The organism is Lederbergia wuyishanensis (genome assembly GCF_022900255.1).
Classification (GTDB): domain Bacteria; phylum Bacillota; class Bacilli; order Bacillales; family Bacillaceae_C; genus Lederbergia; species Lederbergia wuyishanensis.
Window position 1 is genome coordinate 722,242 of sequence record NZ_JALIRM010000001.1, and the last position, 23,574, is coordinate 745,815.

The following is a 23,574-nucleotide window of genomic DNA, read 5'->3' on the forward strand; positions in this document are numbered from 1 at the left end:
GCGTCAAAAATCATTTAAGCTTTTCATCAAATATTTTTTCTAACTTTTCCGGCTGTTCATATGTGATATAAATTAAATAAGGACCTTTTACTTTAATAATATTATTATTTACTTTTTCGTACTGATCAGGTAAGTATTGTTCCCAAGTCGTGACTTGTGCTTCTTTTTCTTTTTTCAACACTTCAATTAAGCCATCCACTTTTGAGTCGTCTTTCGCTTTGAGAAGAATAATTTCATCAGAATTTACGTTCATCATTGCGGCGATGATATAGCCTTCTTCAATATCATTTGGATCAATATTTAATTTTTCCATTAAAAATTCGCTATTAGGATTGTTTTCATCTTTTTCTACAAGGTCACTTTCTATGTATGCTTGTAAAACTCCATCCTTTAGCGCATCTTGCACACCATTTGCTTCTAAATCTTCAGCAATTTTCTCTTTTATTCCTTTAACAATTTCTTCTAATGAAATATTAGCAGTTCCCTCTTTATTATTTGCTCCAGCGCTACATCCAATAAGTGTAAAAAGTGCTATTACTATCATCCCTGTTAAATATAATGCTTTTTTCATGTTTGCACCTCATTTTTAAATTGTTCTCCATAATCTTTGACGAAAGTTTTGTGGTTTTGTTTCACTATATTCTATAATATTTTTATGTGATAAAATTCACAATATAGACTAAAGTATGTTGCAATTTAGTCAAACCCTTTAAGTAAAAACTCCTCTTAAACGGGTATGATGTATATTAGGAGAATGCTTCACCACTATCAATTAAGGGGAGTTATCACATGTATAAAAAACATGAAAAAGGTCTTATTTGGCTTGCATTTGGTGTAGCGACAATCATGTTAATTTCAATTTTAGGGAGAATATTCGGTTCGTAAAGGAGGAGAAACTTTTGGTTAATGAAGAAGCACTTTTTTTTAGCCGGATTTTAACAGAACTTACACTTTCTTTTCACATTATTTATGCCACCATTGGCGTTGGAATTCCACTCATGATCATGATTGCACAATGGGTTGGGATCAAAAAAAATGATGAACATTATATTCTTTTAGCCAGAAGATGGACACGCGGTTTTGTCATTACAGTAGCAGTTGGTGTTGTAACAGGAACTGCCATTGGGTTACAGTTATCCTTACTGTGGCCAAACTTCATGGAGTTAGCAGGTAATGTTATTGCACTTCCCCTGTTTATGGAAACATTCGCTTTCTTTTTTGAAGCAATATTTTTAGGTATATACCTATATACATGGGATCGTTTTGAAAATCAAAGAAAGCATTTGCTATTGCTTATTCCTGTTGCTGTTGGAGCATCTTTTTCTGCAGTATTTATTACAATGGTCAATGCATTTATGAATGCACCGCAAGGATTTGAGCTAGTAGATGGCCAGCTTGTTAATGTCAATCCTATCGTAGCAATGTTTAACCCTGCTATGCCTACAAAAGTAGCTCATGTTGTCGTAACTGCATATATGACTTCTGCTTTTGTTCTTGCATCTATTGCAGCGTTTCGTCTATTAAAAGGCTCCAATCATATTTATCATAAAAAAGCTTTGTCTTTAACAATGAAGCTAGGGCTTATTTTTTCAATTGCAGCTGCTATTATTGGAGACTTTTCAGGAAAATATTTAGCGGAATACCAACCTGAAAAGTTAGCTGCTGCTGAATGGCATTTTGAAACAGAAGGAAAAGCACCGCTCATTATGTATGGAGTATTGGATGATGGTGAGGTTAAGTATGCGATAAAGCTTCCATTTGCTTTAAGTGTATTAGCACATAACGATCCTACAGCCGAAGTTCTCGGTTTGGACAAATTTCCCGAAGACGAAATCCCTCCCCTTTATATCCATTATCTTTTCGATATTATGGTAACGATCGGAGTTTGGATGGTTGTATTATCGTTCGTATTTTGGATAGGCATGAAACGGAGATGGCCATTCATTCATAAGAAATGGTTTAGATGGCTAATCGTACTAGGTGGTCCCCTTTCTATACTCGCGATTGAAGCGGGTTGGTGGATGGCAGAGGTCGGTAGACAACCTTGGGTGCTTCGGGGTTTGATGAGAACTGCTGATGGAGCTACCTCAAGTAATCATGTGGACATTATGCTCGTATTATTCGCTGGATTATATATTGTCTTAGCCATCGGTACAATTGTTATTTTAAGTAGGATGTTTCGAAAGAATCCGGTCGAACGAGAATTAGAAGATCGTGCAGCGGAAAAAGGCGGTGATCCAAGATGAATTTAGAAATCCTCGGTATATTAGTTCTTTGGACATTCCTATTTGGATATGTAATCGTTGCTTCTGTCGATTTTGGTGCAGGTTTTTTCAATGCTTACAGTGTTTACTCCGGTAAAAAACATATATTAACAAATATCATTCAACGGTATTTGTCACCAGTTTGGGAAGTGACGAACGTTTTCTTAGTGTTCTTCTTTGTCGGAGTTGTTGGTTTTTTTCCTAAAACTGCATTTTACTACGGGACGATTCTTCTTGTACCGGCCAGTATTTCGATTTTACTTTTAGCGATTCGTGGTTCTTACTACGCATTTGAAACATATGGTTCCAGAGGTCATAAAGGATATGCATTTATGTATGGACTGTCAGGGTTATTTATTCCAGCATCCTTATCAATTGTACTAACAATCTCCGAGGGTGGGTTTGTTTCAATGGTTGATGGCAATCCAGTCTTGGATTATTGGGCTTTATTTTCTAGCCCACTTACATGGAGTATCGTTGTGCTAAGTCTTGCTGCTGTGTTATATATTTCAGCAGTATTTCTCACTTGGTATGCCCATAAAGCAAAGGATACAAAAGCTACTGAACTAATGCGAAAGTATGCGTTACTTTGGGCGTTTCCAACGATTGTGACTGCTGGGGGAATTATTGTTGAGCTTCGTTTTCACAATCCCGAACATTACGCTAGAATTCTGGATTTATGGTGGTTGTTCGCTCTTTCATTTCTGATGTTTATTGGAACGGTTTGGCTTATTTGGAATCGAAAGAATTATGGTCGAGCTTTCGGGTTACTTGCTGGCCAATTCGCTCTTGCCTTTTATGCATATGGGTTTTCACATTATCCTTACTTGCTTTACCCCCATTTAACTATTTATGACGGATTTACAAATAAAGCGATGGCCATATCACTAGTTACAGCCTTCATTGCAGGTCTTTGTTTGTTGATTCCTTCATTGTACTTGCTTTTACGATTATTTTTATTTGATAAAAAATATGTAGAAGGAAAATCTGATTATCACCCGTAAGGAGAGATGCTTTCATGACCAAATTCTTTATTTTTGCCGCACCATTTATCGTCTTATTTTTGTCAATTGGCGTAGCATTCTGGGCAGCTGCTCGAGAAAATCCATATTATGATGAGTAAAGTATGTGCCTAATTCTTAAAGGATTAGGCTATATTTACTTTTAAATTGGAGAAACTAGCTTTGTTATTAATCATCTGGGAGGATGCTGAATGAAAGAAATAAAACCGCCCAAAAAACCACTTATTTTTTATTATGGAATCACAATACTTGTGATATTGCTTCTTAATTCTTTTATTTTGCCAGCCATATATAATTATTCTATTAAAGAGGTTGATTATGGAACATTCTTAACTATGGTTGAAGAAGGAAAGGTAGAAAAAGTAGAAATTAAAAATAATGAGATTGTTTTTGAACCATTTGATACCTCAAAAGCTAAGCTTTACAAAACAGGAACAATAAATGACCCTAAATTAGTAGACAGATTGCATAATGCAAATGTCGAATTTTCTAAGGTTATCCCAAAAGAAACATCTCCTGTACTAACGTTCCTATTATCATGGATTCTTCCCCTTCTGATCTTTATACTCATAGGTCAATGGTTTGCAAAAAAAATGCAAAACCGCTTGATGGGTGGAGGAAATGCACTTTCCTTCGGTAAAAGTAAAGCAAAAGTATATGTCGAAGCTCAGACAGGAATCACATTTGCAGACGTCGCGGGTCAAGATGAAGCGAAAGAAGCATTGCAAGAAATAGTTGACTTCCTTCACAATCCGAATAAGTATAGGGATATCGGAGCAAATATTCCAAAAGGCGCTTTATTAGTTGGCCCACCAGGGACAGGTAAAACTCTTCTTGCCAAAGCCGTTGCTGGAGAATCAAAAGTTCCCTTCTTCTCCATTTCAGGTTCTGAATTTGTGGAAATGTTTGTTGGTATGGGAGCTGCAAGGGTTAGAGATTTATTTAAGCAAGCACAAGAAAAAGCACCTTGTATTGTTTTTATTGATGAAATAGATGCTATTGGGAAAAGCCGTAACTCAGGAATATCTGGAGGCAATGACGAGAGAGAGCAGACATTAAATCAGCTTTTAACAGAAATGGATGGTTTTGATGCCGATAAAGGTGTCGTTATTCTTGCCGCAAGTAATCGACCTGAAACACTTGATAAAGCACTTCTCAGACCTGGAAGATTTGATCGAAGGGTTCCAGTTGAATTACCGGATTTGGCAGGACGTGAAGCGATTTTGCGAGTTCATGCAAAAAAAGTAAAATTAAATGATGAAATCGATTTTAACGTAATTGCAAGAGCAACTTCAGGAGCTTCAGGTGCTGATTTAGCAAATATTATTAATGAAGCAGCTCTTAGAGCGGTTAAGATGGGACGAAATAAAGTAATGCAAAACGATTTGGAAGAATCAGTTGAGGTTGTAATTGCAGGTTACCAAAGAAAAAATGCTGTAATTTCCATGAAAGATAAATTAACAATTGCATATCATGAAATTGGACATGCATTGGTCGCGGCGAAGCAAACTCACTCTGCACCTGTTCATAAAATAACGATTATTCCAAGAACATCAGGTGCTTTAGGCTATACAATGCAAGTTGACGAACGTGAAACTGTTTTAATGACTAAGGAGCAAGCTTTAGATAAAATAACAACATATATGGGAGGACGCGCTGCTGAGGAAATTATTTTTAAAACCATTACTTCCGGCGCTTCCAACGATATTGAACAAGCAACTAAAATTGCCAGGTCCATGGTAACAAGATTTGGTATGAGCGAACAATTTGATATGATGGCACTGGAAACAGTGAATAATCCATACTTGGGAGGAGATACCTCTCTTTTAGTATCAGCAGAAACAGCTTCTAAAATCGATGACGAAGTTTTAAAAATAATTAAATCCTGCCACCAAAATGCTATCAAAATATTAGAGGAAAATATAGATAAATTGCACGAATTGACAAAATATCTCCTTGAAAAAGAAACAATCAGTGGCGAGGAATTTATGAATATTTTATCCCGAAATCAAAAGTAAAATCACAGCATAAAGTTAATTGCGAGGCTGGGACATAACTAAAACAATCAAAACTAGAGACGAACAATGATATACCTTAGTGGAAATATCTGAAGACCCCTGTGGGAGGAAGGCATAGGTGAGACCCCGGAGCTCGGGACGAGCGAGAAGGCTCACCAGCCGCCCACGGAAAGCGAAGTATATTTCCAGATCGGGTATATACACTTATCAACCTATTGTTCGGATTTATCTTTGTCGAAAATAGTTATGTTCCGTCTCTTTTTTTTAAAATTTAACTTGTACGTATAAGTTTTTATCGTGAATTAGTACCAGGTATCAAGACCGCTATACCGCTATTAATACCTCATAATAATTAATCTCAAATAAATATTATATCGATATAACTAATGAATTATATTGAAAAAAGACCCCGTTGGAGTCTTTTTGCTAATGCAATGGCCGATACACTTCTCGAATAACTTTCTCTAACAGATTAGGAAGTATTTTTTTCCGACGTACATTCAAAGTGCTTACTATTGCCTTCCTTTCTTCCCTTGATACATTCCATTCTTCAGGTATTAACGATACAGTTTCTTCAATTAAAAATGTAGGCATAGTTTGAATTAACTCTAACTGTTCATAAAAAGTATTTTCATCTTTAATAAACATTGCCATAAATTGATGAGTTGCACTTTTCATAATTTGTTCTTGTTGTATTTCCATATCAGATAGGAGCCAATTATACGAACCAAAAACCTCTGCATGGTCTATAGCCCATAATTGATAAGATTGAGGTTCTTTTTCGAGCAATAAAATATTTTTTCGTGTTCGATCATGATTATTTAGCCAATAATCAAATAAAATGATGCTTGCCAAAGTCTCAAAATTAATGATCTCTGTAACGTTGTTAACTTCGTGCCCATTGATACATTCAGGGATATACATAGATGCAAAGTGGAATTGAGTATCACTCATTTGTTGAAGTTCAGGTATATTTGCAGAAAACTCGGGTGGTACTTCTACTATCTTCGAGAAGGGAATCGGAAGTCCAAGATATCTTCCTAAACAATAGGAAACCCACTCATTTGGTAATGCTTTATCGAAACCTGGTTGAAAATATTTAACAACATAATCTTTTCCGTCGTCAAAAGTAATTAGATGAGCATTCGACTTTCCATCAAGTGTTTTTTTGTATTCAAGAGGCTTAATCATAACGCACTCAACTCATTTTTAATTTCATTATTGTTAGTAATTATATTTTTTATCAACTCGATATACTGATCTCCAACCTGTTGAATCGAAAAATGATTTTGTACATGGTTATTAGCTTCTATTGACATCTTTTGATGTAATTCAGGATCATCTAAAATCCGGTAAATTTGGGTCACTGCATCTTTTACATTCCGCTCTTTATAAAGCATTCCTGTTTCCTCGTGAATTACTAATTCAGTCATAGGCATTAATTTTGAAGCCACTACTGGTACCCCGCATACCATAGATTCTATAAATGTATTACCAAATGATTCAGTTTTTGTAGTCGCTAGTGTACATCCGCCAGATTGCCGAATCTTTGCATATATTGAAGGCATCTTCTGATAATGGATAACAGGAAACCATTTAACAATATCGGTAAGCTGCTCTTCTTCTCTTTTCATGGCAAATTCTTCACGTTGTACACTTTGTGCCCCGCCAATCAACCATATTTCAATATCATTTCTTTCTTCTTTAATCATTTTTGCGATTTCTAAAAGCATTGGCCAATTCTTTCGTTTATCTACTCTGCCAATCCAGCCAATAATCTTTTTGTTATTTGGTATTACAGGTAACTCTTCTTCATCAATTTCCTCATTAGATAATATTCGGAAGAAAGAAGTATCGATACCGTTATAAATCACATTTATTGGGATTCCATCAGAAAGTATTGAAACTAATCGCTTTTGATATTCCGATGGAACAATAATTGATTTTGGTTGTATTCCTCTAAACTTCCTTAAATGTGGTTGGAGTTTTATAAGCTCAGGTGTTCGTGCTTCGACAATAACTGGTCCTTTATATTTTGCTTTTTTGATCCATTTAAATGCAGCACCAGTATCAACAACAATAATTGCATCATAAGAATTGTTTTTTATGATATTGATAATTTTTTTTTCATCTTTGGTTAAATAAACTGATGCTACATCTTGCATGATATGAAGACCGCCATGGTCGGTTGTATAAAGGAATTCGGTATGAATTCCATGCTTTTTAAAATGAATTGCTCGATTCCTCCAACCTGCGTTAACCCCCCCAACTGTCAGTAGACGCCATATAACAAGTAATTTCATTCAATTATCTCCTCGTAAATATATTTGGGTCTTAGCAATTGATGTATATTAGGAAATAAAGAATATTTTTATTGTATTGGAACAATATTAATAAACTTAACTTCTTGAACTAATTCCATTTAATTTCTTGTATACGCGTAGGCCTTTTATAAGGGATATATTCATAAACATTAGTTTCTTCTTTCTTACGCTTTTTCTTACTTTTACGTTCCTCTTTTGAGTTGTTTTTTGAATCATCATGCCAATAAACAGTTGCATTTTCTTCATTATATATTAATGGCTTTCTTTGCTTTTGAGTAACTATTTCATATTCATACCCACCACTATCATCTGAAACTGAAGTTTTATTTTCATTAAAACTTTGTTCATAATTATCCCAATGCTCATCAATTTTTTTCATGACAGAATCTATATCATATCCTCTAGCAAGCATCGCTTTAATCCATTCTTCTTTAAAAACTTTATGTGAAAGGCCTTCAAGAAGTATTACATATTGTTTTTCGTCATTTGTGGTCAACAATCCTGAACTTAGATTTTGCAAACTGTTTTTCTGCGGTTTTTGTGCGATAAATGACTGTGTGATTTGTCGTGATATTTCTTCCATCCGAATATAATGAATCCATTCATCATATAATTCAGGCGCCAATTCTTGAACATGGGACAAAAACAAAGCTTTATTTTTTTCACCTAATGAAGTCATTAATTTGCGAGGATAAGGATATACACGGTCGCGCCAAACGGTCCTTGAGACATCAATTACTTTTAAACTACCATCTTCTTGTATGAAAATTTGTCTTTTATGATGGTCTATCCGTTGGAAGCCAATTTCTTTAAATGTAATGAGCATTTTGACTAATTTCTCAGAAAGAGCTTCTGTTAATGGTTGAGATTGTAAATATTCCCTTACATCGATTCCTTTAATAAGATCCATTACGATATAATTTGACCCTTTTGCATGAATCTTAGGAAAAAGATCTGTACGTTGTCCTAGTGACAATGCATAATTTTCTCGGTCACAGTCCTCCGAATTCCCAAATACTTTTACACAAGTATCATTATCAATTTGAAAAACTGCACCTTGACGGCCTTTTCCTATCATAACCAACGGTGATTTATTAACCACTTCCACGTCTTCATTTTCTATATTCTTAACTTTGATGTTCTTAATCCAATCATCCAGTAATTTAGTATCCATAACATTCTCCTTTTTCAGTAATAAAGGGATGACAGAAATTAAGAATGAGCAGAACAAGTATATACTTTCAGCACATTCTTCTAATATTTATTTATTACTTTAATTTTAAAAAATAGTTTAGTATCACCTCTTAATATAGTTAATTCAATGATGGATAAAAGTGTAAAGGCAAGCGTCTAAAAAAGGAAAATAATTAATCTGATTTCTGATTAGAAAATATAACTGAAGGTCTTCCAACAGGATAATATTCACCAATTTCAAGTAAATGCAACATGGATTCATCCAAGCAATTTCTCCCATCAAAAATGATAGGACATCTCATTTTTTTCAATATATTAGTAATATTTAAGTGTTTGAATTCATCCCAATCTGTAACGATAAACACTGCATCCGCATCTAGAATAGCTTCTTCCGGAGAGTTTGCATAACTAATCATATTTCCCAAAACTTCCCTTGCGTTATGAGTTGCTACAGGATCATAAGCTACTACATTTGCTCCTTCATTTGATAATAATCTTACAATTTTTATGGAAGGTGCTTCTCTCATATCATCAGTATTGGGCTTAAATGAAAGTCCGAACAATGCAATTTTTTTTGATTTTAAAGATCCAAAACGCTTTTTCGCTTTTTTTACAAGAAGTTCTTGTTGCTCATCATTAATTCTCATTGTTTCTTTTAGCAAAGAAAATTGAATTCCGTGCTTTTCAGCTGTCAGGTGTAAAGCTTTAACGTCCTTTGGAAAACATGATCCACCGTATCCAATACCTGCTTGTAAAAAGGATAATCCAATACGTTTATCTGTCCCCATGCCTAATGCAATATCGTTTACATCAGCACCTACCATTTCACATAAATTTGCAATTTGATTAATATAGCTAATCTTTGTCGCTAAAAATGCATTAGAAGCATATTTTATTAATTCAGCGCTTCTAATACTGGTCTTAATAATCGGCGCTTTTAATGGAAGATACATTTCTTCTATTTTGTCTGCTACTTTCTTACTATTTGCACCAATAATGATTCTGTCTGGATGCAAAGTATCATTAATAGCAGATCCTTGTCTTAAAAACTCTGGGTTGGATGCCATATTAATCGTGATGTCGTTGTTACAATGACTCATTATTATTTTTTCTACTAATTCGTTTGTTCCAACAGGAACGGTACTCTTAATAACAACGGTCACACCATCAGTCAAGTGAGGTGCAATATCCTTTGCACATTTCATAATATATGATAAATCAGCACTACCATCCTCAGATTGAGGTGTTCCAACTGCTAAAATAATAATGTCAGTGCCCTCTAATCCATTCAGGTAGGAGGATGTAAATTTCAATCTGCCTTCATCTGCATTTTTTAATAATAAATTCTCAAGAAATGGTTCATATATTGGGGATTTCCCTTGACAAAGCTGGCCGATTTTATGTTGATTGATATCAATACATGTTACGAAATGACCTATTTCTGCTAAACATACTCCAGTGGACAGTCCAACATATCCGGTACCTAAAACAGAGATTTTCATGTCATTTCATCTCTCTTTTGATTTTCTTTCTTGTACACTTCATTTATATATTCAAGAATCTCTTCTCTAATATCATTTCTTAATATGGCAAAATCAATGGTTGCTTTGATAAATCCTATTTTATCTCCAATATCATAACGGCTCCCTTCAAAATTATAAGCTAATACGGCCTGTTTTTTATTAAGTTCATTAATTGCATCCGTAAGTTGTAATTCTTTTCCATCCTTTATTGGAATCTTTTCCAAAATCTCAAATACCTCAGGTCTTAAAATATACCTCCCCATAATGGCATAATTGGATGGTGCTTCTTCTGGTTTTGGTTTTTCAATTAATGAATCTATGTTAAAGAGATTAGGATCTGTAGTTACTCCTTTTGGCTTAATCACACCATACTTGCTAATATCCTTTTCTAAAACCTTTTGAACTGCTATTACGGAGCTATTATAATATTCAAAAACATTCATAATTTGTTTTAGACATGGAGTTTCTGAAACTACAATATCATCACCAAGTAAAACAGCAAACGGTTCATTCTCAACAAAACTTTTTGCACAAAGAATAGCATGTCCAAGCCCTTTTGGCTCTTTTTGGCGAACATATACAATATTAACCAAATTTGATATTTTCTTTACTTCCTCTAAAATAGAAAACTGTTTTTTTCTAAAAAGAATATCTTCCAATTCATATGATGTATCAAAGTGATCTTCAATGGATCGTTTACCTCTGCCGATAATAATAATGATTTCTTCTATACCAGACTCTACTGCTTCTTCTACGATATATTGAATGGTTGGTTTATCAACTATAGGCAGCATTTCTTTTGCCTGAGCTTTTGTTGCTGGCAAAAAACGTGTACCGAGACCGGCTGCAGGAATAATTGCCTTTCTAATTTTCATCAAAACTGCCCCCAATAAATGTTCGTTAATCTTTTATATGCTAATGTACACAATCGGGACACGATAGACGCCTATCAAACCAATAAAAAAAGCATCGATAACGATGCTAAATAAATTAATACGTATTATATACATTTTCACACTCTTCGCCAGTCGGCTCATAAAAACAATGAAGCTTATATTTTCCTACAAAAGGTTGATTATACCATTTTGATGGACAATCTCCTTGTGGTCTAAAATACCATAAACTATATTTAGATGGCCAAAGACGGTGTCCGTTCACTGCTTTTCTTGCCAATGATCTTTCTTTTTCCCTTGCACCTTGATAAAAATATCCATGGATAACCGCTTCAAATGCATGAGGCTGATAAATCATTTGTGGAATAGTACGAATATCCTTAAAATCGGAACAATTTGCCCTAATTCGATTGATACCGACATTGCCGACCATCAACATCCCTTGAGTCCCTTCTCCTTCTGCTTCGGCTCTTAATAGGCGGGCTAACAAATTAATATCTGATTCTCTGGCCTTTACAACAGCCATACCTCCACCTCCATCAATCATTCACCTTTATCATATTTAAATTGGGTGTGATTGTTGCCGAAGTTTGGTTTAAAAATGCTTTCGTGCTAATTTACATATTTCTTCAGGAGAGAACACAGATAGAGGTTCTTGTTGTATAGTTTGGAAAAAACTCATATCACTAGTTCCAAGCTGTCCAATTGAAAATCTTGGAATAAGACGTACATGAATCGGTTGCTTAAGACTGGGATTTACTGTTAATTGCAAAGATAAATTAAAGCTAGGATATCCTTGTTCCTCTAATAATAGGAAAATGGCTGTTAAACCTTTAGCAAAATCTTCCCAATCCTTTTCGGTAATATCTTGTATTCCAAATGCATCTGGAAGTATTCCGATAAAATCATTATGGCTTTTCGGGGAAAATGCATGATTCCAGGCAAAATTTCCATATTCCCCAATCCATCTTTCATCCATTTCTTTCTCAATTTTGAGGAGCTCAGTAAAATATTCCTTACCCGTTTTTTGTTTAAACTCTGCTGCTTTTTCCATGACATTTGCCTGATAGTTTGTAGGTGATTCAGATACAATTACGTGTAAATGTGGATGAAGAATGCTGCCACCTGAATTAGGTAAGTAATTCCAATTTATAGAAACATATGATGAGGAAGAATCCGTTTCTAATACACTAAGAATATACTTTTGAGCAGCCATAAACGCATGTTTAATCATATCCATTGTAAATTCCTGCATACGAACGTAATGTTGGTTTGAGAAAATGACTACTCCATTATGTTTACTATATGGAAAAAGATTTGGGAAAACGATAGCATTTTCGTGAAAAATCCGTCCTTCACTTGCAATTTCTTGTTTAAAAATGGGTGTCATCTTAAGAATATTTTCTGAACAAAAAGGGCAATTTTCCCCTCCAGTTTGCTCACCTGCTATTGTATAATCTTCTGATTTCAACGCTAAACCATGTCCATGTAGAACGCGGGAGGTCTCACCAGTTAAAGGATCATAACGTACTTCTATTTTTCGTTCAATGTTATTTCCATTAGCATCAAAAAACGTAAACCATTCTTCATTTTTCGTAAATTTTATCGCCATAACCTTTCCCCCTATACATTTAAACGTTTATGAAAAATCCTTTCCCAAACCTTCCAGGGAATAAAATTTTTCAAAAAGAGTGTTAACTTAACCCCTTTTCCAATGGGATATCGCAGTTTTGTCAATTCTTTTTTTGAACATAGTTCAACGATAAGTTTGGCCACTTCAGTTGGATCACCATAGCTTGATTTTCCTGATTCTAATTCCTTTTCGATTGATTTCATATAAGAAGCATATGGTGAAGAAGGAAATGTTGATTTTTGAGCAATTTTCTTTCCTTTAGTCCATATATTTGTTTGAAAAGAACCTGGTTCTATAATAGCGACATCTATCCCAAAAGGTTTAACTTCAAGGCGTAAACACTCGGACCAACCTTCAAGTGCATGTTTAGATGCAACATATGGTGAGAGTCCTGGAAATCCTATTTTCCCTGAAATACTACTCATATTGATTACTTTTCCACCTTTTTGTTTCCTCATATATGGAAGAACAGCCTGAGTAACCGCAATTAACCCAAAAAGATTAGTATTAAATTGTTCTTTATATTCTAAAATACTCACTTCTTCGCAAAATCCACCAAAAGCAAAACCTGCATTATTAATGAGGATGTCAATGGAAGGAAGGTTTGATAATTGACTAGAGAGCTCTTCAATCGATTCCTTAGCGGTTACGTCAAGCTGCATAAAAGAAACTTTTGATTGGATATTGTTTTGTTTACATAACTCTATTATAGTATCCTTTGATTTTAGATTTCTCATAGTTGCGATTACATTAAATCCGTTTTTTGCTAATTCAATTGTGGCAAGAAGTCCAAATCCACTAGAAGCACCTGTAATAATTGCTGTCTTATGCATTTATTTCTAACACCACTGGACAGTGATCGCTACCCATCACATCACAATGAATTTGTGAATCTATTAACTTAGCTGCCATTCTTTCAGAAACAACAAAATAATCAATCCGCCAGCCAATATTTCGCTCTCTCACTTTGTTCATATATGACCACCATGTATAAGCACCCTCTTGGTTAGGATAAAAATGACGAAAAGAGTCTACGAAGCCATTTTCAAGCAAGGTCGTAAATTTATCTCTTTCTTCAAAAGTAAAACCTGAATTCCCTATATTCGATTTTGGATTTCGTAAATCAATCTCTTTATGAGCAACATTCAGGTCGCCACAGAGAATAACTGGTTTGTTTTTATCCAATTCCTTTAAATATTGAAGCATGCGGTCTTCCCAAGATAGACGAAAATCAAGTCTTGCTAAATCTCTTTGTGCATTCGGTGTATAGACATTGATTAAATAAAATTCTTCATATTCTAATGTAAGAATCCTTCCCTCAGGTTCTCCCTCCTCTTCACCCAAGCCATATGTTACGTTTAATGGTAGAATTTTTGAGAAGACAGCTGTACCAGAATAACCTTTTTTCTCGGCATAATTCCAATATTGATTATAGCCTTCCAGCTCCAGTTCAATTTGTCCGGCTTGTAATTTCGTTTCCTGTAGACAAAAAATATCTGCATCTACTTCAGAAAAATAATCTAAAAATCCTTTTTTTACACACGCTCTTATGCCGTTTACATTCCAAGATACAAGTTTCATAAAGCCTTTTCTCCTTCATTTCCGGTATAAAATTGAATCCATAATCGGTTCATAACCAATTTCCATATAGATTTTATTAGAAGTTGGATTATCTAAATCTGTATACAAGCTAGTTGTTTTATAGCCCTTATCCAGCATTAACTGTGATAAGGCTGATACACAGTTAGATGCAAAGCCTTTTTTTCTATTTTCAATTGGCGTAAAGACGTAGCTTATACAAATATTATTTTTTGTTGGACGACTTACACTTGCCATTGTAACGAGCTTGTCCTCATTTACCCAAGCATACAACCGAGCTCTTTGGATTAATTCAATGGCTTTTTCTTCAGATTCTTCTTGACTGATTTTCTCACCTATTTCCTCACAAAACAAATACAGCCATTGCTTTATAACTGAAAGGTCTTGCATTTTTACAAGGCGTAGCTCTCCATTATGATCTGCTACCTTTTTTATCGAAGTTAATATATATAGCCTTTGATTCATATGAACGCTGAAATGTGGATTATTAATCATTTTAACTACTTTTTCAGTGAAGTCCCTTTGCCCAATCAAGCCTGGAATATCTTCTACTTGCTCCTTAATAAGTTCCGCAATCTCTGCAATGTCATCATCTGCCATTTTTGGTGGTTTTGACAAAATAATCTGCTTAGGATGGGTTTGTAACAAAACAATTACTATTTCTTCACCCTTTGAAATCGTGGCCATCAAGTATATAGTTGATTCTTCTGTTAATGAATTTAGCACCCCTATTGGAAGATTGTTCTCTGCTTCATGTTTTTCTAAAAATGGTAAAACATCTGTTTGGAATTTTTCATAGTCATTGTATCTCGTAAATTTTAACATTTGTCCAACTCCTTTTTTATGTTGTTGAGACTCTTTGCAATTTCCTCATGAGGTAGTGGCAAATAAGGTTGTAATTCTGCCCAAGCATGTTCGTTTTCCTCTTCACCCATAGAGCCGAAAAAAAGTTGAGATCCATAATCTGAGATTTCTTGTAATGCCCAACGATATAAATAAAATTCAAAAACGTCTATATGAAATTTAGCGTTCTGATTATGTTTTACATATTCTAATAGAAACGGTTGGAAGAATTCATTTCCTATAAAAGCTACGATATCTCTTTCTATAGGTCCATATGCAACCTCACCAAAATCAATTAAGTATAGTTGTCCTTCTGATTCACGCATAATATTGGCATAATTAGGATCACCATGAGTAAAGGAGTAGATTAATGACAAGGATGTTAATTTTTCTTGCATTATTGTCATACGATGCAGTGTGGACAAAATATCCGCTTTTTCATTCTCGAATAATTTCCGTGCTTGTTGCCTATATGTAGAGACAGAATTATCTTTTTCCTTTAGGTTAGATAATATTTTTAATATGTTTTTTTCAAAAGGATTATCAAATTGCTCACTAGGTAAGCTAAAGATTTCACTTTTATCAATCAAATGAAAATCTGCCATCATCGTTGCTATTTGAATTGTGTCATCTAAAGTAAGTTGTCCTTCGTATATAGATATCCCGTTTATATAAGGAAAGACAGAAATTTGATATAATCCAAAACAAACAACAACATCACCCGATTTTGATTGAATCGGTGATAGTAAATAAGTTTTATTTTTAACTAAATGAAAATTATGTATTGCTGTTAAAGCTTTTGTAAGATTCCTTTCCGTTTTTATAACTTTTACAAAATACTTTTCTCTTGATTTAGTTTCAAGAGAATAACAATATCCTTCTTCCCCTTTAGGAATAAAGTCAATTTTTAAGCCTTCTCCAATATTATAGGATTTATTAATGAATTCTAGTAAACTTGGCTTATGTATTGAGCTATTATCTACCTTCACCCATGTTCCTCCTTATTAAAAAACTTATGGGCCAATATGGTCCATAAGTTTTTTTAGTTCCAGTCATAAGGTGTTTCTTGATATACATAATAGTTTAGCCAATTAGAAAACATTAAATGGCTATGAGACCGCCAAGTATTGATTGGTTTCTTAGTATGGTCATCATTCGGAAAGTAGTTTTCAGGAGGCTGAATATCGATCCCTTTATTAATATCTCTATTATATTCTTCAGCTAAAGTTGTAGTATCATATTCGAGGTGTCCGGTTATCATGATGTTCTTTTCATCTTTTGACAAAATGATAAATGGTCCTGCTTCACCTTCTGATAAAAGTGACAATTCCGGGTGTGCTTTAATTTCATTACTTTGAACACTTGTATTTCGTGAATGCGGAGCAAAAAATACATCATCAAATCCTCTGAATAATTTTACCTTTGGATCTGCAATATGATGTTGATAGATTCCAGAGCACTTTTCGGATAGCTCATACTTTTCAATACCATAATGATAAAATAAAGCGGCCTGTGCTCCCCAACAAATGTGCATCGTGGAAGTGACATGATCCTTTGTCCACTCCATTATTTGTTTCAATTCTTCCCAATATGTTACATCTTCAAATGGCAAATGTTCGATAGGTGCCCCTGTAATGATCATTCCATCAAAATATCTCGTTTTTACTGCCGAAAAAGTTGTATAAAACTGATCAAGATGAGACTTGCTAACCGTTTTTGATTGATGTGTTTCCATATGAAGAAATGAGACATTCACTTGAAGAGGTGAATTTCCAAGCAATCGTAACAATTGAACCTCTGTCTTCTGTTTTTGAGGCATCAAATTTAAAATTAAGATATTCAAAGGGCGAATATCTTGAGTTGTTGCTCGCTCCTCATCCATGACGAAAATTTTCTCTTTTTCCAATATTTCTCTTGCCGGCATTCTAGGTGGTATATTGATCGGCAACTTGAACTCCCCCTCACAAACAAAAAAAGCTAATAAGAATAATTATAAAGTTGTTTGAGAATTTCATCAATAGTGACTTAATTGAAAACTTTATTCTGACTTGTTTTCGTAAAAAATAATGCGATTAAAAAATGGGTCGCCAACTTTAATCTCTAGAGTATTCCATGGTGTCTCTTCAACCCCTGGTCTAGCGTACTTATATTGTTTTGAAATAAGTTTTTCGTGTAATTTTCTTATATCGTCTACCATGATTCTAATTGAGGATCCTGGTGAAGCATCACCATAATGTTCGGATAAATGAAGAAGACATTTCCCAGAAGATAATTGCATATAAATAGGTGTATTTTCTTCAAATCGATGTGTCCAATCAACTTTGAATTCCAAAAAGTCTACATAAAATTCTAATGCCTTTTTTTCATCAAAGATTCTTAATATTGGTATTGGATGTAACATTGTGATTTGATTTGTATTCATTTTCATAGTCCCCCCTAAACATCTATTTTTATCATCATAGTTCAGTTAAAGAAATTTTGCGAGTGAAATAGTTCTCATTTTTAAAAAATTAAGAGATTTAAATTGTTTATACAATAACGTTTATGGTATATATAAAGCAAGTTTATTTGAAAGGAGAATATTTTTGAAAAATTGGCGTCCTTTAATAGTAATCCTTCTTTCATTATTTTTTCTGGTTACAGCATGTAATAATGAAACTATCGTTATACCAAAGGAACCTAAAAAAGTCGAATCTATTCATAACAAGAAAGAATCAATAAACAAATATACTAGTTTGTCAGAAAAAAAAAATAGCGACATAGAACGGAAAACGGTACAACTTACTAGCTATGCGGATGTCGTAGATGCCTCTTTTTCGGAGCAAATTTATGAGTCAAATGAAGTAGAAAAGGAATTTACCATTTCAGGGATCGTTAAAAAATATGATCTATTAAAAGGTAAATATGTATGGATTAAACTTAAAAGTTTGGACACGGATGAAACGTTTGAATATTATTCTCCTATAAAAGAAGGGAAATTTTCGCAGAAGATTCATTTTTTCAATGGTAGTGGAGAGTATTCGGTTCAAGTTTTACTTCCTAGTGTCGACCAAGAAAATTATTATTCTGAACTAGCTTTATTTGAAGTTAAAAATAATAATCCAGATAAAATTCGAGATATAACATATACAACTTATGGTTTAGACGCAGGATTACATATTAACGAACCTCTCTCTGGTTTCGTTGAAGAAAGTGAACTAATTAAGATTTCTGGTAATGTAGCTGAAACCACTAGCACCGTTATGCTGCAAATTGAAAAGGACACGGATTCATGGCAACATATTATTCCTGTAACGAATGGAAATTTTTCCTTTGAACTACCTCTTTTTTTCGGGGAAGGAATTCATAATATCCACGTTCTTTTACCTGACAAGGATTTGGAAAATCGCTATCAATATGGTAGTACAATAAAAGTTCGCAATTCATCTACTAAAAATGTAACACCGATTGAATATCACCGAGGTTATGAGGAAAAAGGAATTACACTCGAATCACCAAAATACGGTGGGAACGAAATCAATTTATTATTACCAATTAAGGGGTATATTGATTCAAGCGCAGTGAATGCCGAAAAATTAACACATTTATATATTAAAACTAAAAAAGGTCAGTATGAAGCTTTAGACATTGTTCCCATTCATCAGTTTCGTTTTGACGAATCTATTTATCTGCGATTTGGACCAGGTGAATACGAAGTAACAATAAATGTACCCGAAATAAATCCCGAGAACAAATCGTATTTCAGTTTTTCATCTATTGCAGCCCTAAAAGTGACCAATATTGCAAAAGCAGATAAACGAGATTTACTACCTTCAAGAGGCATTCAATCTGATGCACCACAAATCATTTCTTTAGCAAATGAGATTACGAAAAATTTTAATAGTGACAAGCAAAAAGCGAAAGCAATTTATGATTATGTAGCGAAAAATATTTCATATGATGTATCGAAATATCAAAATAGTGCTTTTGAATGGGATGATAACGCATTAAAAACGTTATCGACCAGAAAAGGAGTATGTCAGGATTATGTTTATTTAGCAACTGCTCTTTTGAGAGCAAGCAATATTGAAGCTAGATTTATAGCTGGTGAAGCTGGGATTGGCGCGGCCAAAGAAAATCATGCTTGGATTGAGGCAAAAGTAGATGGAAACTGGCTAATAATGGATCCAACATGGGGTTCTGGATATTTACAAGGAGATCGTTTCGTTGCAAAATATACCGATAAATACTTTGATCCAGAAGAAGCTGAATTTAATAAAACACATATAAGAGATAAAGCAGAATATTAATGGAAAAGCCTGACATGTTATATGTCAGGCTTTTTTAAGGACATGTTTACAACAAATTATCGTCATTTGATTGATGTACAGTGCAAACGACGCTTTTAGTAAAAGCAGGTAACTTTGACATCCACCCACTCATACTAAACCTAATAACTAGCTGAAAACAACTATGTGTTTAACAAAACACTACGAACTTACTTCTTGCTTTAACTGACCATTGTACAAACCATAGTAGAAACCTCTATTTTTTAAAAGTGCTTCGTGGTTACCCTTTTCAATGATTTGCCCATTATCTAGCACTAAAATTTGATCTGCGTTTTGGATAGTATTTAGTCGGTGAGCAATTACAACACTTGTTCGTCCATTCATTAATCTATATAAAGCTTCCTGAATTTTCATTTCTGTTATGGTATCAATATTACTTGTTGCTTCATCAAGTATAAGTAGAGAAGGATCGGAAAGCATTGCTCTTGCTATTGACAAAAGTTGGCGCTGACCTTGGCTTATCCCACTACCATCTTGTTTCAAAACCGTATCATATTGGTTTGGCAGTTTCATAATAAATGAGTGGGCATTTGCCATTTTTGCAGCTTTTTCAACTTCCTTATCTGATGCATCTAATTTTCCATATCGTATATTTTCACGTATTGTCCCTTCGAACAAATAAGTATCTTGTAAAACAAATCCCATTTTGCTTCTAAGGTTATTTCGTTTTATTTTTCCAGTATCATGACCATCTATTAGTATGATCCCTTCATTTGGCTCATAAAAACGTGCAAGCAAATTAATGATAGTAGTTTTTCCAGCCCCTGTCGGTCCAACCAACGCGATAGTTTCACCCGGTGTTGCATGGAAACTCACGTTTTTAATTGTTTGACTATCTTCACCGTAAGAGAAGGAAACATTTTTAAATTCTACTTCACCAACTATTTCTCCTAATTTGCTACTTGCTACATCATCTTTTTCTTCTTCCTCATCAATAATTTCAAATACTCTTTCAGCTCCTGCAACTGCAGAAAATAAAGTATTGAATTGGTTAGCCAAATCATTTAAAGGACGTGTAAATTGACGTGAGTATTCCGTAAATACTATTATCGTTCCGATTGTGATATGACCACGCAGAGCTAGCCATCCACCAGCCCCTGCTATTAAGGCAAAACTTAAGTTATTTAACATGTTCATCAGCTTTGGAATAAAACCAGAATATGTTTGTGCCCAATAACCGGCTTTTCGCAATCTTTCATTTTTTTCCATAAAGTCATCTATCATGTTTTGCTCTTGCGAAAAGGTTTTGACAATTGTTTGTCCAGAGATTGTCTCTTGGATAAATCCATTTAGATCGCCTAGATGCTTTTGCTGTTCCTTAAATAATCTCCCTGTTCGATTCGTAATCCATTTCATTCCAAAAAACATGAGTGGGATAATAATCATTGTGATAAGAGTTAATAAGGGACTTAAAACAAGCATGACAGAGACGGTACCTACAAGCGTTAATACACTTGAAAATATTTGAATAACTGAGCTATTTAAAGTTTGACTTACATTATCTATATCATTTGTCAAACGGCTCATTAGCTCCCCATGTTGTCTTTTATCAAAAAACTTGATAGGAAGACGATGAAGCTGACTAAAAAGTTGACTTCTCATTGTAAAAACAGTTTTCTGACCAATCCCAATCATCCAATAGTTTTGGAGAAAACTTGATAAAGAGAAACAAAAATAAACTGCTCCAATCACAATTAGAATTAGAATTAGTGATTTTCCGCTATGTGTCGCAATATACTTATCTACTGTTCTACCAATTAAATAAGGACCTAATAACCCCAATCCAGAACTAACAACAACCATAAATAATACAAGGAATAATTGACTCCGGTAAAAATCTAAATACTTCCATATCCTTATAATTGTGGACTTTAAATTTTTAACTTTTGAAGATTGTTTTTTATTGGACATCGGCTAACCCCTCCTTTGAAAGCTGGGATCTGTAGATATCCTGATATAAAGCTGAGGACCTCATTAGACTTTCATGGTCACCACTTGCTATTAACTTTCCATCATCAAGTAACAATATTTGATCTGCTTCTTTTGCGGTACTAATTTTTTGTGTAATGATAAAAGTTGTACAATCATATTTGCGTAAAGACGCCAACAGCTTTGCCTCTGTCTTTAAATCAAGAGCACTTGTACTATCATCTAAAAAAAGTAGTTTTGGTTTTCTTATTAAGGCGCGAGCAATAGATATCCTTTGTTTTTGTCCACCAGACAAATTAACGCCTTTTTGACCAATTTTTGTATCATACATATCCGGCAACCTTTGGATTGTTTCGTGTATTTGTGCATCTTTTGTACTATCCACAATATCTTCCATCGAAGCCCCTTCTTTCCCCCACCCAATATTATTCTTTACGGACCCCGTAAACAGGATGGATTCTTGAGGAACAAAACCAATTTGCTTTCTTAATGAATTAAGATCCATCTTTTTAATATCACTGCCATCGATTTTAATCGAACCACTCGTTACATCATATAATCTTGGAACAAGTTGAAACAAAGAAGTTTTCCCAGACCCTGTTGCACCCATAATTGCAACCGTTTCTCCAGGTTTGGCAGTAAATGATATATTTGATAATACATTTGTGTTAGAACCCGGAAATTTGAAACTCACATTATTAAATTCTACTTTTCCAAAATCAATAGAACTTGATAATCCTTTAGTAGTATTCTCGAAATCTTCAGGAGTAACCAGTACCTCAGTAATTCGCTCTGAGGATGCTTTCCCCCTCGAAAATGCCATAATTATCCAGGAAAGCATAGAAAGTGCCATTGTAATACGGAAACCATAATTTACTATAGCTACGACTTCTCCAACGTTTACCTTGCTTTGATTTACTTCAATTGCACCTACCCAAAGAATGAAAAGAATACCAACATTCATAACAAATAATAGAACTGGTCCAAGTAATTCAACTAAACGTAATACTTTTATTGTTTGATCTCTTAATTGTTCGTTTGCATTTTCAAAACGCATTTCCTCGAACTTTTTCCTAATAAAAGCTTTTATTAAACGCATCCCGGTTAAGTTTTCTTGCATAACATTATTTACTTTATCCAATTTTTCTTGAACAATTCGAAATAATCTTCCGCTTTTATTCATCATCCATATTAATAAGATTACTAATATTGGGATTGGAAATATTAAAAAAAGTGCAAGTTTCACATTTACAAATAAAGCCATGGTGGCTCCACCAAGAATCAGTAATGGAGCGCGGAGTGCTATTCTCAAACTCATAAAGACTGTATTTTGTACTTGAGTAATATCATTTGTTAAACGTGTAATGAGTGATGATGATTGAAAGCGAGCCAAGTTATGAAATGAAAACGATTGAATTTTTTTAAATAATGCTGCTCTTAAATCAAATCCAAACCCTTGAGCTGCATATGAGGAGAAAAAGGAATTCGTAATGCCTGCCAAAAAACTTAGCAAAGACATACCTACCATAACTCCTCCCCACTTCATCACGACTCCTAAATCTTCTTTAAGAATCCCATCATCTATAATCTTCGCCATAAACATTGGATGCCAAAGCTCAACAATAAGTTCCGTTAACATCAACATCCATGCAATTATCATTGCACCTCGATATGGCTTTAAATAAGATAGTACTTTTCCCATTTTTTATGACCCCCAAGCAAAACAAAAAAACATTTAGTAACCCGTAATTAATTATAATCATAAATGACATAAATAAAAATGTCATCTAAATCGTTTTAATATTTTGAAATTGTAAGAATCAATATCATCAACTCCTGTAATATGAAGTAACTAATTCATTGCCATCATTATTTAAAAAAGGGATAAGTTTCTTTAATGCTTTTACTGTTTGAGAACGGAATCCCCCGGCGTCATGAAAAAGTATGATATCTCCAGGTCTATTATAAGGACCATCATCAAAAATTAAGGCAATTACTTTTTTA

21 protein-coding genes are annotated in these 23,574 nt (G+C 34.1%); 5 read left to right on the plus strand and 16 right to left on the minus strand.

All coding sequences use genetic code 11. The features are described 5' to 3' along the window. Positions 1–10 precede the first annotated feature (10 nt). Entirely contained in the window at positions 11–571 is a 561-nt protein-coding gene (locus MT489_RS03550) for a DUF4358 domain-containing protein (protein ID WP_244680117.1), read from the minus strand. A gap of 328 nt (positions 572–899) precedes the next feature. Here MT489_RS03550 and MT489_RS03555 point away from each other — a divergent pair, with 328 nt between their 5' ends. The 4 genes from MT489_RS03555 (at position 900) to ftsH (ending at position 5,304) form a co-directional block, all read left to right on the plus strand. Then, positions 900–2,246 carry a cytochrome ubiquinol oxidase subunit I gene (locus MT489_RS03555; RefSeq protein ID WP_244680118.1) on the plus strand — a complete coding sequence of 449 codons (1,347 nt, stop codon included), beginning with the start codon at positions 900–902 and terminating at the stop codon, positions 2,244–2,246. Beyond that, positions 2,243–3,268, plus strand: a complete 1,026-nt coding sequence (locus MT489_RS03560; RefSeq protein WP_244680119.1) for a cytochrome d ubiquinol oxidase subunit II — start codon at positions 2,243–2,245, stop codon at positions 3,266–3,268. The genes MT489_RS03555 and MT489_RS03560 overlap by 4 nt, the downstream gene beginning before the upstream one ends. A 14-nt stretch (positions 3,269–3,282) precedes the next feature. Beyond that, a complete protein-coding gene (cydS, locus tag MT489_RS22400; RefSeq protein WP_370876353.1) occupies positions 3,283–3,387 on the plus strand; it encodes a cytochrome bd oxidase small subunit CydS family protein in 105 nt (34 codons plus the stop codon). A gap of 90 nt (positions 3,388–3,477) precedes the next feature. Next, positions 3,478–5,304, plus strand: coding sequence for an ATP-dependent zinc metalloprotease FtsH (ftsH, locus tag MT489_RS03565; RefSeq protein ID WP_244680120.1), 1,827 nt, complete (start codon positions 3,478–3,480; stop codon positions 5,302–5,304). Positions 5,305–5,730: 426 nt separating this feature from the next. Here the strand turns inward: ftsH and MT489_RS03570 are convergent, their stop codons facing one another. From MT489_RS03570 to MT489_RS03630, 13 genes are all read right to left on the minus strand, one after another. Next, entirely contained in the window at positions 5,731–6,495 is a 765-nt protein-coding gene (locus MT489_RS03570) for a HipA family kinase (RefSeq protein ID WP_244680121.1), read from the minus strand. Beyond that, the gene (locus MT489_RS03575; RefSeq protein WP_244680122.1) at positions 6,492–7,607 is read right to left on the minus strand and encodes a glycosyltransferase family 4 protein; all 1,116 of its coding nucleotides are present in this window, start codon (positions 7,605–7,607) and stop codon (positions 6,492–6,494) included. Before MT489_RS03575 ends, MT489_RS03570 begins: the two co-directional genes overlap by 4 nt. A gap of 109 nt (positions 7,608–7,716) precedes the next feature. Continuing rightward, entirely contained in the window at positions 7,717–8,802 is a 1,086-nt protein-coding gene (locus MT489_RS03580; protein ID WP_244680123.1) for a hypothetical protein, read from the minus strand. A 193-nt stretch (positions 8,803–8,995) separates the two neighbouring features. After that, a complete protein-coding gene (locus MT489_RS03585) occupies positions 8,996–10,324 on the minus strand; it encodes a UDP-glucose dehydrogenase family protein (RefSeq protein ID WP_244680124.1) in 1,329 nt (442 codons plus the stop codon). After that, a complete protein-coding gene (galU, locus tag MT489_RS03590; RefSeq protein WP_280518472.1) occupies positions 10,321–11,220 on the minus strand; it encodes a UTP--glucose-1-phosphate uridylyltransferase GalU in 900 nt (299 codons plus the stop codon). The genes MT489_RS03585 and galU overlap by 4 nt, the downstream gene beginning before the upstream one ends. Positions 11,221–11,335: 115 nt before the next feature. Beyond that, a complete protein-coding gene (locus MT489_RS03595) occupies positions 11,336–11,764 on the minus strand; it encodes a cell wall hydrolase (RefSeq protein ID WP_244680126.1) in 429 nt (142 codons plus the stop codon). A 69-nt stretch (positions 11,765–11,833) separates the two neighbouring features. After that, positions 11,834–12,850, minus strand: coding sequence for an HIT domain-containing protein (locus tag MT489_RS03600; protein WP_244680127.1), 1,017 nt, complete (start codon positions 12,848–12,850; stop codon positions 11,834–11,836). An 11-nt stretch (positions 12,851–12,861) separates the two neighbouring features. Then, a complete protein-coding gene (locus MT489_RS03605) occupies positions 12,862–13,704 on the minus strand; it encodes an oxidoreductase (protein ID WP_244680128.1) in 843 nt (280 codons plus the stop codon). Continuing rightward, positions 13,697–14,452: an exodeoxyribonuclease III gene (locus tag MT489_RS03610; RefSeq protein ID WP_244680129.1), complete on the minus strand. Its 756-nt coding sequence runs from the start codon at positions 14,450–14,452 to the stop codon at positions 13,697–13,699. The genes MT489_RS03605 and MT489_RS03610 overlap by 8 nt, the downstream gene beginning before the upstream one ends. Positions 14,453–14,467: 15 nt before the next feature. Continuing rightward, positions 14,468–15,295: a GNAT family N-acetyltransferase gene (locus MT489_RS03615; RefSeq protein WP_244680130.1), complete on the minus strand. Its 828-nt coding sequence runs from the start codon at positions 15,293–15,295 to the stop codon at positions 14,468–14,470. Continuing rightward, positions 15,289–16,302, minus strand: coding sequence for a phosphotransferase (locus tag MT489_RS03620; protein ID WP_244680131.1), 1,014 nt, complete (start codon positions 16,300–16,302; stop codon positions 15,289–15,291). Before MT489_RS03620 ends, MT489_RS03615 begins: the two co-directional genes overlap by 7 nt. A 53-nt stretch (positions 16,303–16,355) precedes the next feature. After that, complete coding sequence (gene metA / locus MT489_RS03625) at positions 16,356–17,261, minus strand: homoserine O-acetyltransferase MetA (RefSeq protein ID WP_244680132.1); 906 nt, start codon at positions 17,259–17,261, stop codon at positions 16,356–16,358. Between the two features lie 90 nt (positions 17,262–17,351). Further along, the gene (locus MT489_RS03630; protein WP_244680133.1) at positions 17,352–17,735 is read right to left on the minus strand and encodes a glyoxalase superfamily protein; all 384 of its coding nucleotides are present in this window, start codon (positions 17,733–17,735) and stop codon (positions 17,352–17,354) included. A 163-nt stretch (positions 17,736–17,898) separates the two neighbouring features. On the opposite strand from MT489_RS03630, the gene MT489_RS03635 reads away from it, so the two are divergent. Next, complete coding sequence (locus MT489_RS03635) at positions 17,899–19,602, plus strand: transglutaminase domain-containing protein (RefSeq protein ID WP_244680134.1); 1,704 nt, start codon at positions 17,899–17,901, stop codon at positions 19,600–19,602. Positions 19,603–19,782: 180 nt separating this feature from the next. Here the strand turns inward: MT489_RS03635 and MT489_RS03640 are convergent, their stop codons facing one another. Both MT489_RS03640 and MT489_RS03645 read right to left on the minus strand, forming a co-directional pair. Further along, positions 19,783–21,552, minus strand: coding sequence for an ABC transporter ATP-binding protein (locus MT489_RS03640; RefSeq protein ID WP_244680135.1), 1,770 nt, complete (start codon positions 21,550–21,552; stop codon positions 19,783–19,785). Next, on the minus strand, positions 21,542–23,272 hold the full coding sequence (locus MT489_RS03645) for an ABC transporter ATP-binding protein (RefSeq protein WP_244680136.1): 1,731 nt from the start codon (positions 23,270–23,272) through the stop codon (positions 21,542–21,544). Before MT489_RS03645 ends, MT489_RS03640 begins: the two co-directional genes overlap by 11 nt. Positions 23,273–23,574: the final 302 nt, after the last annotated feature.

What these genes read in the sequence shown, in the direction of transcription:
- MT489_RS03550 (WP_244680117.1), bottom strand. Translation starts at nt 571, where the DNA reads ATGAAAAAAGCATTATATTTAACAGGGATGATAGTAATAGCACTTTTT.
- MT489_RS03560 (WP_244680119.1), top strand. Translation starts at nt 2,243, where the DNA reads ATGAATTTAGAAATCCTCGGTATATTAGTTCTTTGGACATTCCTATTT.
- cydS (WP_370876353.1), top strand. Translation starts at nt 3,283, where the DNA reads ATGACCAAATTCTTTATTTTTGCCGCACCATTTATCGTCTTATTTTTG.
- ftsH (WP_244680120.1), top strand. Translation starts at nt 3,478, where the DNA reads ATGAAAGAAATAAAACCGCCCAAAAAACCACTTATTTTTTATTATGGA.
- MT489_RS03570 (WP_244680121.1), bottom strand. Translation starts at nt 6,495, where the DNA reads ATGATTAAGCCTCTTGAATACAAAAAAACACTTGATGGAAAGTCGAAT.
- MT489_RS03575 (WP_244680122.1), bottom strand. Translation starts at nt 7,607, where the DNA reads ATGAAATTACTTGTTATATGGCGTCTACTGACAGTTGGGGGGGTTAAC.
- MT489_RS03580 (WP_244680123.1), bottom strand. Translation starts at nt 8,802, where the DNA reads ATGGATACTAAATTACTGGATGATTGGATTAAGAACATCAAAGTTAAG.
- MT489_RS03585 (WP_244680124.1), bottom strand. Translation starts at nt 10,324, where the DNA reads ATGAAAATCTCTGTTTTAGGTACCGGATATGTTGGACTGTCCACTGGA.
- galU (WP_280518472.1), bottom strand. Translation starts at nt 11,220, where the DNA reads ATGAAAATTAGAAAGGCAATTATTCCTGCAGCCGGTCTCGGTACACGT.
- MT489_RS03595 (WP_244680126.1), bottom strand. Translation starts at nt 11,764, where the DNA reads ATGGCTGTTGTAAAGGCCAGAGAATCAGATATTAATTTGTTAGCCCGC.
- MT489_RS03600 (WP_244680127.1), bottom strand. Translation starts at nt 12,850, where the DNA reads ATGGCGATAAAATTTACGAAAAATGAAGAATGGTTTACGTTTTTTGAT.
- MT489_RS03605 (WP_244680128.1), bottom strand. Translation starts at nt 13,704, where the DNA reads ATGCATAAGACAGCAATTATTACAGGTGCTTCTAGTGGATTTGGACTT.
- MT489_RS03610 (WP_244680129.1), bottom strand. Translation starts at nt 14,452, where the DNA reads ATGAAACTTGTATCTTGGAATGTAAACGGCATAAGAGCGTGTGTAAAA.
- MT489_RS03615 (WP_244680130.1), bottom strand. Translation starts at nt 15,295, where the DNA reads ATGTTAAAATTTACGAGATACAATGACTATGAAAAATTCCAAACAGAT.
- MT489_RS03630 (WP_244680133.1), bottom strand. Translation starts at nt 17,735, where the DNA reads ATGAATACAAATCAAATCACAATGTTACATCCAATACCAATATTAAGA.
- MT489_RS03640 (WP_244680135.1), bottom strand. Translation starts at nt 21,552, where the DNA reads ATGTCCAATAAAAAACAATCTTCAAAAGTTAAAAATTTAAAGTCCACA.
- MT489_RS03645 (WP_244680136.1), bottom strand. Translation starts at nt 23,272, where the DNA reads ATGGGAAAAGTACTATCTTATTTAAAGCCATATCGAGGTGCAATGATA.